Consider the following 10127-nt stretch of genomic DNA (forward strand, 5'->3'; position numbering starts at 1 on the left):
GGCATCCGGAAATGGATGGAAAGGCAGCATCACCGAGTACGCCTGGACGGATTCCGGCTGGAAGCAGGGCCGCACCCGCATGCTCAACTCTAAAGGCGACGAGGTCTTCAACAAATATGCCGTATGGCATGTCAAGGGCACGAAAATCCGCTTTTGAGAAACTTCTCTCCCCCAGAGACTTCCCTGCCCAGTGCTCGCCCGCCTCAGCTTAAGGAACTTAAGCCCCAGGTGCACGGGCGCCATCGTGGATATCCGCGGTGAGGGAGACTTCATCAGCCTCGTCCGACGACGCGGTGACATTCCACCCGATTACGGCGCCGATGATCCATCGACCATGCCAACGGGTAAAGCTGCTACTCAGACGGGGCATGTCCGGATCCTCAACCTGCCGCAGCGCAGTCTCCGGCCTCCCCGGGCTGTTTTCGGCCGGTTGCATGCGAGAGGATCTGCCCCGCGGGCGCCGGTCCTAGCCGTCGGGAGAGGATGGTTCCCGAGGACGTGCAGGCGTTCTTCTCCACCTCAGGACCAGCGCTTGGACCTGCGCGGTCAACTCCCGCCCTGCACCGGCAGCGCAATGATCCAGGCATCCTTAACCCAGCAGCAACGCCAAGAGCTCCTCGCATGACACCTCCGGCGCACCATCCGCCCAGATCAAAACGCGCCCGCCCGCCAACCACGCGATCCCGGTCTCAGTCGTAACCGCTCACATGGCTGGCTCCTGTCTGTCAGGCCGACTGCTCGAAGATCTCCCGCTGGGCCGCCAGGGAGCGGCGCAGGTCGATGACCCGGTCTGCCCCCGCCCCAGTGGCCTTACTCGTTCGGGATGCCGTGTTCGCGGGCGGCGCCGGCGTCGTGGCGGGCGCCGGGCAGGGCTGGTGATGCCCAGATCAGCCGGCCGACTGGATCGGAGATGACCTGCACGTTCACCACGTGGGCCTTGTCCTTGCCGGAGTAATAGATGCGGTCGACGCCGGAAGCCATAGCCGCTTGGTCGATCCGCAGCAGGGTGCCGTCCAGGATCACGTAGGCCTTCTCGGCGGCGGTCTGGATGGCCTGCTCCAGGGTCGGGGCCAGCGCGGCGATGACCTGTAGAGCTTCGCGAAGGTAGCGGTAGGCCGTGGTTGCGCCGACGCCGAAACCGGCGGCCAGGTCGCGGTAGGTCTCGCCCTTCTTCAGGTAGGCGAGGAGCATCAAAGCCTGCTGGTGAGAGGACAACACGCGCCAGCGGGTTTTCAGCTGACGGCGATGGGTCCGCAGCGCGTTCGTCACGAACCTCAGCGAACGGGTGGACACCTTCATGCCCGAGCGATAGACAAGCACACGAATCTCCTGGTGGCGGATCTTGATCTCAACAATCCGGATCCCACCAGGAGCTTCTTCATGTCCGCGCCACCGCCACGTGCACCCTTACCGCCCCTAGAACCCCTGTGACTCAGGAGGCTGGAATGGGCTCATTCCGCAGGCTCGTGACGTCCTGGGATCAGCTCCCCGTTCCAGAGGCGAGTCCACTCTTGGCTATGGATGTCCCTAAATGAGAAACACAATCCAAACGGTTCCCCTCGCTTCTCGGCTGCTTCAACGGCCGCAAGTTCATTCGGGTTGAAGCCCGTTTCGAACGGCTGGATCCCAGGGGCCGCCGAAGGGGCCAGCATCCACTGGGATAACGTCTGACGATGGTTTGGCCGTGTGATGACACGATCGCCAGCCTGGAACCACATTCGGAATTGAAACACCGGTTGGCTGCTCTGATTGACCACCCGGATCTGAGGGGGCGGGCCACTGGCGAACGGGCTTCTCGTAACCCATGCCGCCACTTGATCGGCTTGGGCGCGCGCAACCGCAGCTTCGCGAGCCGACCGCACCTCCGCCTCAGCGTCCTCCCGAGCCTGATCACGCCGCTTCTCGATGCCCAACATCTCGTAGCTCACCTTCGACTGATCTAAGGCTGCATTCACCTGCATCTCGGCGCTTTGGGCCGCTTCATGTGCCGAGTGTGCCGCCCGTCGAGCTAGTTCCAGCTGCCGGTCGGCGTTCTCCAACTGAACCTTGGTCGCCCGCCACGTCTTCACGACGTACCGCAAGGCGAAGGCGGTCACCACCAGGGCACCGAACGTCGAGATCGCTTCGATCCACCCAGGCACATCGCCCCAGTCGGCGTCGCTCATCTGCATCCCCGCAGCATCGCGGCGACTGGCCAGTAGGAATTAGCAAATGGTCAGGACCGCCGCAGCGAACGCGGCCTTGGGCCAGTCGTTCGCGACCGCACTGGGTGATGGCGAGCGATACGTCGGCGACGCGCAAGACGCTTCGCGACCAATCGCTTGCGCTCCCTGCGGATCAACTCCGACATCCCGAACAACCCGAAAGCCGCACACGTCAGGGCCACCATGAGCACGTCACCGCGTGCCTGATAAGCAACAATTACCAGCAGCACAAGGACAAGGACAGCAGAAATCCGGAGCCTCGCCGTGCCCCACTGGTGGCTGAGCTTGCTATCCAAGAAGAGGAGCCCAAGCACGAGGATCCCGGCGAGGAACGAGCCGACGGTGACGGCCGCCACGTCCAGACCGCCGACATTTGGGACAACACCAGCCCAGCGGGCGATCCCGTACGCGCTAACTGCAACGATCACGTTCGCCGCCGCATTGATCGTCAGGTCGTAGAGCCAGTTCTTCCACTCGGGCACTCGGACAGCATCGAGGTAACCAACCAGTACTGGGTGCGTGGCCGGCCCTAGCGCAGGCTTTTTCGGCGTAGATGCGGGCGCGTTCGCGGTGTCGAGCAGCCAGGATTTCTGGGTGGCGGGCGTTGGCGTTGCGCCAGCACGGATGAGCTTGCAGGTCACTTCGTCCGCCGCAACCAGCCGGGCGATCGCCGGGACGGAGGTGTCCCGCAGGCCGAGAGAGGCAAGCCGTTCAGCATCCGCCACGCCGTGGTGTCCGAGGCGACGGAGCCGAACAGCTCGCCCTGGTCGCGCAGCACGGCCAGGTCCGACATGAACCGGCCTCCGTCAGCGATCGTGACGGCCAGATCGGTCATGATCCTGCCTCGATCATGCAGCACCAGAGTATCTTTCGGATTCAGATTGTTACCCAGGCGATCGGTCAGGCCGCTCCGGTCGTCCAAGAGCCTTACCGCCGAACCGGTATGCGCGACCACCCCACCGCCGGCAACTTCTACCCGCAGATCACGGGCCCATCCGCTAAGCTGATGCACCTGAAAAGTCCCCCCGAACTCTGCGCCGATGATGACTAGACACCAACATCGTCACAGGTGGCGGGGCACTTTTCTTATTTCGACCGCTAGAACACGGCTCTCTATGCACAGCCAGGGCTAATGGCTCCGCCCCTGCTAACCGCACGTCCGATGTTCCTTCGTCGCGTCTCGGCGATCGATAGCATCGGGTTCACACGGGGGCGTTGAACGTTGCATACGGTGAGATCTCGGGGGAAAACATGGTTCGGATCGTGTTCGTGCACGGAACCGGTGTGCGCGGCGAGCAGGTGGATACCTACTTCAGACCTATGGTCTGCGGAGTTCGCAAGCTTCTTCCGGCTGCTGTGACCGTCGAGTTCACGACCAGCAACTGGGGAGACGTGCTGGGGGTGCCACCCGGCGCCGGGAACCGGACCATCCCGAGGCGTGACTCTTCTCGCGGACCTGCATCCGGGCCCGAGGCCGAGTTCGATGACCTCGATCTTGAGCAGGTCGTCTGGGCTGCATTGGAGACGGACCCGCTGATCGAGATCCGGGGTGCCGTCGACGCCGCTCCGTCAGGGCCGGACCTGCCGCCGGGTTATGAGGCTGCAACACCCCGGGCCGAACGGTGGGTGGAGGCCGTTGCAGCAGACTCACAGGTAGGCGTGCTGGTCGAGGATGCGGGTCTTCATCCCTGGCTTTCGAGCGCCGCGATGACGGTGGCTTCGTCGAAGGAGTTCCAGGAAGCGGTAAAAGGCGAAATCGAGAGCGCTGAGGACATGTTCGGGCGGGCGACCGTGACGGAGGCTCTGCACCTGGCCGACGCTCATTTCGGCGAGCCCTTCCCGGTGACAGCCGCTGTTCGCGACGCACTCGCCACGGCCGTTGCCTCCGCCGTCACGGAGACGAGCCGGGGCCGGCCCCGCGACGCCGCCATGCGGTTGTGTGGTTCAGTAACCGCTTTTGGAGCGCAAGGTTTGGGCCGGCTTGGTGGACACTTCCGGCTGCCGTGGACCGATCGCGTGACCATGCAGGCAGGTGACATTTTCACGTACCTTGTCCGCGGAGAACGGATCCGGTCCTCGATCAAGGAGATCATCGCGGAATCATCTGAGCCGACGGTCCTGGTCGGACACAGTCTTGGCGGCGTCGCCTCGGTCGACCTGCTCGTGCAAGATCCACCAGTACCGGTCAGCCATCTGCTGACCGTCGGCTCCCAGGCAACCTACCTTCAGGACATCGACGCCCTGCCGTCGCTGAACAGAGGGAAAGCCCTGCCGACCGGGTTCCCGCCGTGGACCAATGTCTACGATCCGAGCGATCTGCTCAGTTTCATGGCGGAACCGGTTCATGCCAGAGGAGTTCGTGACCAAAACATTTCGTCAGGAGTGGCGTTTCCGCGGGCTCACCGCTCGTACTTCGTGAACGACGAGTTCCATCGTCTCCTCGCCGACATTGTGCTGGACGTGCACCGGTGAGCCAACCGCAGAATGTTATTGCGGTCGTGGTCGGAATCGAGACGTATCCCAGTTTGCCCTCCGGCTGGGATGTCAACGGGCCCGCCCTGGATGCCGCTCGCTTCGCAGCGCATCTGCGCGGTCAAGGGGTGCCGGACTCCAACATTTTCTTGCACGTCGCGCCACTGGCCAAGAACGAGGCAATACTGGATGAGTTGTGCCCCGGCCTGGTCCGACACTCAGCCACTCGTGATGACGTTCGAGACCGCCTGACTGGTGGTCTGCCTTCCAGGACCGGTTGTGAACTCATTGTCTTCTGGGGTAGTCACGGTCTCATCGCCGCTGACGGGAGTCAGCGACTCCTCTATGCCAACGCGACCGAGCATGACAAGCGGAATCTTCACGTCGAGGACCTGCTGCATTACTTTGCCAGAGATAACCGCTTCCCTATCTCCAAGTTCATCGTTGATGCCTGCGCCGTGCCCGAAAACGAGAAGTGGCACTCCCTCCTACCCCTGGAAAGGCTCCCGCCACGACTTCACAGAGACCAGAAGCGTCCCAATTGGCAACTACTCAAGGCTACGGCTTGGGGGCGTGCGTACCAGGACGACGCGAAACGGACAGGCCGCTTCTCCGAATTCGTACTCGGCTGTTTCGGGGAAGCCGCCGAGAGGAATGACGAGTGGCCACCATCCCTCGTCGAGGTCTACCACGCCGCAGTCCCCTATTTCGTCAGCCTGGCCCGTGCCGGAGTCCGTCATCAGGCCCCTGCCCTATTCGGCGTCCTGTCACCTGATTTCACTCAGGACTGCGATCTCAGCGAGGACGGGGCCTCCTCCTCCGAGGGGAGCTTCGCGCGTGCCAAGGAACTGCTGGCTCGGTTACAGGACCTCAATGAAAGAACCCGACGCTCAGCCGGATCTGTAAGTTCGACACGCCTCTCCTCTCTCACGAAGATCAGGGACGACTTCGCCGATGGCCTGTACGTCCAACGAGATCAGGAGCGCTCGATCCTGAATCATCTCAGGGCCGATGATCCTGTGCCCGTGATCGTGGTCGGCGAGCCGGGCGTCGGAAAAACCAGTGTGCTATGGGGAATTTCAAGCCATCTGGAGGATGAGCCCGACACTGACGTTCGGATGCTGTCCGCCGGCGATGTACGCCAGGGCACGGACGGCGGCGGATCCCTGCGGGACATGCTCGCCGTCTGGTTGTCGAGCACCGGGCGGGCGGGGCAACGTCCGGTGCTCATACTCGACACTGTCGATCTGCTCGCGCAAGACGCTGATCTGCTCGAACTCCAGGACGTGGTACGCCTCGCGATTGAAGGCGGCGCCAACGTGCTCCTCAGCTCTCGCCCTGCCGAAGCCTCACACCTTCCCTCGTCCTGGCGCCGTGAGCCGCTCGGCCCGTATGCGGAGGAGCCGCGAGAGGCTGAAACCGGCGAACCGCTTTCAGAGTTCGAGCGCGCGGTCGCCGCTCATGCCCTTCACTATCACGGCGGAAGTATTAAGGGGACCGAACTGGTCAGTCAACTGACACACTTGGTCAGCCGCCGGTACGGAACGAAAGATCTATGTCTTCGACCACTCACACTGCGCATGCTGTTCGAAGTGTACACACAGGTTGTACCGCCCAACATCGACACGACTGGCTTGTACCTGCGGTACTGGCGGTCTCGTGTACAGGAGGACCGACGCGACTGGTCGCGGCTGGGTGGCCAGATGCCGCCACCGGAGAGCAACCGCGACCTTTCCGAAACGGCGCGTCGTATCGGCGCTGAAATGCTGAAACAGGGTGAGGTGCGGATCGTCCCGGATTTGATTCCTCATCGAGGCCCTGACGACCCTCTGTTCCATGAGATCGAACTGCTGGAGATGCGCGGTGTGATCGACCGCGACCGAGATCGCATCAGCTTCTTTCACCAGACCTTTTTCGAGTTCGCGGCAGGGAGATACTTGGTCGAGACGTATCCGGCCACGGGACTCCGAGTTGCCCTCGATCGGGCCCGTTCACGACCTGAGGACTACTTTCTACTGTCTGTGGTCGAGCAGACCTGGTTGTTTGCCTGGGGGTACGAGCCCACGCAAGGCACTGCCGTCGCTCTCGCTCAGGACTGCTTGACCGAACTTTCTTATCAGCAGACCTTGTCGCACGAGGGCGAGCAGACGGAAGCCGAGTACTCATTCGACCGAGTAGCAATCTCGGTGACAAGTCAGGCGTCGACTGCACCGCCGGAGCTCAACGAGACGCTCGCGAAAGTTATATCCCGTTCTGACCTTCCCATCGTCAAGCACATGCTCAGCCGACTTCCGGCACCGGGGCGCCACCATCAGCCGTCGGATGATCGGCTGCTGAAGGCCTGTGTCGCTCGCGACGATGCGGCATGGATCACTGTTCTCTCGACGGTGGAGAGGATGTCGGTTCGCGATGTCGGCCAGGCGGTCGACACTTTCAACGCCATCGGATTACCAAGCAAACTCAGGAGATTGGATGCCGAGAGGATCTCCGAGCGACGCGAGTTCTTGCGTCTGATGGTCCGGCTCCTACCTTCCAGCCCCGGACCGATCCTGGATATGATCAAGGAATGCTTCGGCAGGCTCGGAAACAGCGCGGCAAGATCCTATTTCGACCGGATGGTCGACGAGATGCGCGCGACCAGGATCGCTCCGGGCGAGAGCGTCTTGGTCTGGGCAGGCCACCTGGTGGCGGAAGCTGAGAAGGTCAAGGCGAAGCAGAAGCGGGACAAGACGCGAGATGTCGGAGTACCACCGGCTCCGACGGCCAGGAACCTCCTGGACCTCTACACGCTGATGCATATCCATGGCCACACCGAAACCGCAGATCTAGTCCGCCAGGTCGATCAGTTCGAGGAGTCCTTGCGCTCCGAGGCAACCAAGATCTCGCTCGACGCACGGGCCCGAACTGCCTCTCTCCTGGCCGCATTAGCGGACGCACCGGCTGAGATCGTCCAGAGACTCCTCAACGCCGTTGAGAATCTGGCCGACGCGAACACGATCGCGTGGTGGGGAAACGGCGTCTTCGCGACCGCCATGACGAAGAGTCCACACTTTCAGGCTCTCGCGGAACGCTGGCTCGTCGAGGGCCTTCCCGCTGAGCCGGGCAGGACACCCGAACTCGCCTCTCGACGGGCCGATCTGGTGCGTCGTTCGCTCGAGAGCCCGAGCATGCCGCCAGAGGCAGTGGCCCAGGTCGTGAGCCGCGTCGTCCCTCGCTCCTTCCCGGCCCCCTTCAGTACTGTGAACGAACTGTGGCTACGAACCGACGGGCTCATGACGGTGCTCGTCCGAGCCGTAGCCGCCGGTGACGCGACAGCCGCCGATGCCTGGTCCACTGCGCTCGCTGACGTCGCTGCCCTTTCCCCAGGCCAGCGCAAACTCCTGATCAGATGCGTCAAGGATCTAGGTGGCGCCGAATTGGGCTGGCCCGAGGCAATTCACGCCCTGATTCAACTCGGCGCGATTGAAGTTCTGGCCGACCGTACCGATCCGAAAGGGCCTGGCTCACGGCCGCCCTTCACCCTGTTCCAGCCCCACGTTGCCCTGCTCGAGCAGCAAATCTTGGCTGGGCGAAGGGCGAAGAGTTCGGATGAACAGCGCGCCGCTTACCGACTCTGGCGGCATCTCGTTGAGGCCGGAGTGCTGCCGATGCCGGAATGGAGCGCAGTACGAGACGATTACCTCGGGCGGCGTGAACCCGGCATCCGAGAGAACCTTGTGCTGATCGCTTCGGCCGGCGTACGGGTCGGTCAGTACGACTGGCGAGCCGTCGTCGCCCTGGCCAAGGAAGGAACTGCTTTCCAGCGGGGCCCGGAACACGATGCTGCCTGGCGCGTGGCGGTTCGGCTCCGTTCGATCTGGGATGAGGAATCTGCCTGGGAAGACCTGTTGGAAACTGCTCTGCTGGAACCGATAGAGACTGGCGCCTTGGCCAGTGTCGGTAGTTTTCTGAATTCTCGACACCGGCGTGGTGCCGAGCCGTCGATGAACACGAAACTGGCGTTACTGGAAGCCTTGGGACGCCGACTGACGAGCGACACCCAGCGCACACGCGTTGGGCACGACCTGGCAGCCAGTTGGAGCCAGGAGCTGACGGCCCTCGTGACCGAGGCCAGTGCCGAGCAACAATTGAGGCTACTTCGCTCCTTTCCCCATATCCACCCTGACTTCGCGGCATCCATCGCACTGATGCTGCAGCCATCCCGGTACCCGGAACTGAAGCCGACCATGCAGCGGTACTTGAATGATCGGCACCGAGTCGGGGACAGGGCTCGCGACAATCTGCGTGAAACCCTTGCTCTCCTGGCTACGACGCGGCCAGACTCGACATGGTCGAACCTTTATGAGGATCTCAAGCAGCCACTACCCCCTCTGGAGTATGTATCCGGCCCGTCGAACGGCATCTGATGCCCGGATCGAAGAGAGATTGGACGCAGCCCGCCTGACGGATCAGGGGTTTCGCCCCGACCAGCCCGGCCGACTGGTCGGTGTGGTGCCCGGAAATCGCGGCACGCTCGTCCGAGCCTCTCAGCCCCGCGCGCTTCGCTTCGTACATGGCCAGATCGGCCCGGTGAAGCACCGCGTCGCAACTGTCATCCGGCTCCGACCAGGTGAGACCGATGACCGCCCGGATGGGTACCGTGACACCGTTCAGGTCGGCAGGATGCTCAAAGACCTACCGGATGCGATCGGCGACTTGTTGCTCTCCCTCCGGCGAAGACCTTCCGGGCAGCAAGATCGCGAACTCGTCACCGCCCAGTCGAGCGACGAGGTCGTCGCCGCGTACTGAAGAGTGCCGGGTTTGATGGAGGGCATCAAACCTGGAAGGCGATATTGGAGCATGGCTGCACCGAAGAAGTACCCCGATGAGCTGCGGGAACGAGCCACGAGGATGACCGTGGAGGCCCGCCGTGACCCGCAGACCGCGGCCGGGGCGATCCAGCGGATCGCCGGTCAGCTGGGGATCCATCCGGAGGCCTTGCGGAGCTGGGTGAAGAAGGCCGAGGTCGATGCCGGCCAGCGGGCGGGAACGACGAGCACGGATGCCGCGCGGATCGCGGAGCTGGAACGGGAGAACCGTGAGCTCAAGCGCGCGAACGCGATCCTGAAATCCGCTTCGGCTTTTTTCGCGGCGGAGCTGTGCGCCACGAGGCGCCGTGTGGATCGAGGGGCGGTGAGAGACCGTTCCCGTCGGGTCGTCGCAGCGGCCTGATGAAGCCTGGGGGCAGCCTGGCCGGGAGGACGTCCGGTTCCGGGTAGCAAGCGGCCCCGACGAACCAGGCCGTGCTGGCACTGCCAGACGGTACGGGCCTGGCGGCGAGGTCAGAAGGTGCAGCGTAAGCGAACCAGTGGTTGACGCTCCGTAAGCGCGAAGCCGTGCTCGAAACCTGGTGGATCTGGGCTGGTCTGCAGGGCACTGACCCTGCCATCCCGATAGTGCAGTTACAGAATT

Annotated in this window: 7 protein-coding genes and 3 pseudogenes; 4 read left to right on the forward strand and 6 right to left on the reverse strand. The window is 63.1% G+C overall.

Going from position 1 to position 10127, the window contains the following annotated elements; all coding sequences use genetic code 11:
* Window positions 1–822: 822 nt before the first annotated feature.
* The 5 genes and pseudogenes from LR394_RS40720 to LR394_RS40735 form a co-directional block, all read right to left on the reverse strand.
* Window positions 823–1320: pseudogene (locus tag LR394_RS40720) on the reverse strand (transposase family protein); the annotation flags it as partial.
* 131 nt (window positions 1321–1451) lie between these two features.
* A complete protein-coding gene (locus LR394_RS40725; protein ID WP_231450084.1) occupies window positions 1452–2165 on the reverse strand; it encodes a hypothetical protein in 714 nt (237 codons plus the stop codon).
* A gap of 50 nt (window positions 2166–2215) precedes the next feature.
* Window positions 2216–2686, reverse strand: coding sequence for a hypothetical protein (locus LR394_RS40730; protein ID WP_231450085.1), 471 nt, complete (start codon window positions 2684–2686; stop codon window positions 2216–2218).
* 58 nt (window positions 2687–2744) lie between these two features.
* Window positions 2745–2840, reverse strand: a pseudogene (locus LR394_RS44005) (integrase); the annotation flags it as partial.
* A gap of 1 nt (window position 2841) precedes the next feature.
* Complete coding sequence (locus LR394_RS40735; RefSeq protein ID WP_231450086.1) at window positions 2842–3126, reverse strand: hypothetical protein; 285 nt, start codon at window positions 3124–3126, stop codon at window positions 2842–2844.
* A 293-nt stretch (window positions 3127–3419) separates the two neighbouring features.
* Between LR394_RS40735 and LR394_RS40740 the strand changes: the two genes are divergently transcribed.
* Genes LR394_RS40740 through LR394_RS40750 form a run of 3 tightly spaced genes read left to right on the forward strand, consistent with a single transcriptional unit; the run spans window position 3420 to window position 9464 of the window.
* Window positions 3420–4676, forward strand: coding sequence for a hypothetical protein (locus tag LR394_RS40740; RefSeq protein WP_231450087.1), 1257 nt, complete (start codon window positions 3420–3422; stop codon window positions 4674–4676).
* Complete coding sequence (locus tag LR394_RS40745; RefSeq protein WP_231450088.1) at window positions 4673–9082, forward strand: NACHT domain-containing protein; 4410 nt, start codon at window positions 4673–4675, stop codon at window positions 9080–9082. Before LR394_RS40740 ends, LR394_RS40745 begins: the two co-directional genes overlap by 4 nt.
* 19 nt (window positions 9083–9101) lie before the next feature.
* Window positions 9102–9464 carry a hypothetical protein gene (locus LR394_RS40750; RefSeq protein ID WP_231450089.1) on the forward strand — a complete coding sequence of 121 codons (363 nt, stop codon included), beginning with the start codon at window positions 9102–9104 and terminating at the stop codon, window positions 9462–9464.
* Here the strand turns inward: LR394_RS40750 and LR394_RS43965 are convergent.
* Window positions 9351–9632, reverse strand: a complete 282-nt coding sequence (locus LR394_RS43965) for a diguanylate cyclase domain-containing protein (protein WP_407937220.1) — start codon at window positions 9630–9632, stop codon at window positions 9351–9353. The two genes, LR394_RS40750 and LR394_RS43965, sit on opposite strands and share 114 nt — an antisense overlap.
* Here LR394_RS43965 and LR394_RS40755 point away from each other — a divergent pair.
* A pseudogene (locus tag LR394_RS40755) lies at window positions 9516–9803 on the forward strand (transposase); the annotation flags it as partial. The gene LR394_RS43965 and the pseudogene LR394_RS40755 sit on opposite strands and share 117 nt — an antisense overlap.
* Window positions 9804–10127 lie beyond the last annotated feature (324 nt).

It is taken from the genome of Kineosporia babensis, assembly GCF_021129305.1.
Taxonomy (GTDB): domain Bacteria; phylum Actinomycetota; class Actinomycetes; order Actinomycetales; family Kineosporiaceae; genus Kineosporia; species Kineosporia babensis.

Bases quoted from the DNA above. Each gene is read 5' to 3' on its own strand.
- LR394_RS40725 (WP_231450084.1), bottom strand. From the start codon at position 2,165: ATGAGCGACGCCGACTGGGGCGATGTGCCTGGGTGGATCGAAGCGATC.